This is a genomic window from Mesorhizobium sp. M4A.F.Ca.ET.050.02.1.1 (assembly GCF_003997725.1).
Taxonomy (GTDB): Bacteria; Pseudomonadota; Alphaproteobacteria; order Rhizobiales; family Rhizobiaceae; genus Mesorhizobium.
In genome coordinates this window covers 1-1375 of sequence record NZ_RZSG01001148.1, presented here as the reverse complement: position 1 = coordinate 1375, position 1375 = coordinate 1, and the positions used below count along the sequence as shown (strand labels likewise).

Here is a 1375-nt window from a genome sequence, read left to right as displayed (position 1 = left end):
GTTGCCGATGTCGAGGTGCGCGCTGCCAATGACGGAAGCTGGACGGTCGAGCTCAATGCCGAGACGCTGCCGCGCGTCCTGGTCGACAATGTCTATTTCGCCAGAGTTTCGGGCCACGCGAAGAACCAGGTTGAGAAGGATTTCCTGGCCGAATGCCTGCAGAACGCCAACTGGCTGACGCGCAGCCTCGACCAGCGGGCAAAGACCATCCTCAAAGTCGCGTCGGAGATCGTGCGCCAGCAGGACGCGTTCCTCGTCCATGGCGTGCGCCACCTCAAGCCGCTCAATCTGCGCACGGTGGCCGATGCCATCGGCATGCACGAATCGACTGTGAGCCGGGTCACGGCGAACAAATACATGCTGACGCCGCGCGGCGTCTTCGAACTGCGCTATTTCTTCACTGCCTCGATCGCTTCGGCGGGCGGTGGCGACGCGCATTCCTCTGAAGCGGTGCGCGACCGCATCAAGCAGTTGATCGACGAGGAAAAGCCCGTCGACGTGCTCTCCGACGACGCCATCGTCGATATGCTCAAGGAAAGTGGCGTGGACATCGCCCGGCGCACCGTCGCCAAGTACCGGGAGGGCATGAACATTCCCTCCTCCGTGCAGCGGCGGCGTGAAAAACGCGCGCTCGCCAGCGCCGGGCGCTGACCGCAGCTCTGAAAACGGCCGCGGCGTGGCCGGATTTCCACAGTTTTCAAGCTTCATTGACAAGCTGCAATGAAGTGTCTAGAAGCCCGCCCGCATGAGGCGGGTCTGATGCCCGCAGCGGATGGGACCGTCACGGCGAAGGCTTCGCGACGGCCAAGAAGGCAACTTGTGATCAACCGGAAAGTTCGGATTTAAAATCGGCGCGAGCGCCGCCGCAAAGCTTGTGCGCGCGGACCACGAGTATAAACTCGGGACAGTTTGAAGCCTGAGCAAGGAAGGTCAGTTTTCAGATGAAACTGCGCATTTCGGGAAAACACATGGATATCGGCGATGCGTTCCGTACGCGCATCAACGACCGTGTCGGCGAAGCGATCGGAAAATATTTCGATCGCGGTTTTTCAGGGCATGTCACGGTCATCAAATCGGGGTCGCGCTTTTCGGCCGACTGCATGATCCGGCTCGATTCCGGCGCCTCATTGCAGGCGACGGGCGACGCACAGGATCCCACGCTTGCCTTCGAGGCGGCGGCTGATCGCCTCGAAACCCGCCTTCGGCGCTACAAGCGCCGTCTGAAATCGCACAATTCCGGCAACGGCAATGGCGAGCCGACCGACATCGCCTATACGGTGATGGCCCCGCTTGCCGACGACGACGAGGAGATGCCGGAGAATTTCGCTCCGGCGGTTGTTGCCGAATCGACGATGACGCTGCGCACCATGTCGGT

At 61.3% G+C, this 1375-nt stretch carries 1 protein-coding gene and 1 pseudogene; both read left to right on the top strand.

Annotation, left to right across the window (positions count from 1 at the left end):
• Positions 1-651 (top strand): annotated as a pseudogene (locus EOA33_RS35835) (RNA polymerase sigma-54 factor); the annotation flags it as partial.
• Between the two features lie 290 nt (positions 652-941).
• A partial coding sequence (gene raiA, locus EOA33_RS35830; protein ID WP_127400680.1) for a ribosome-associated translation inhibitor RaiA occupies positions 942-1375 on the top strand: 434 nt, incomplete at its 3' end.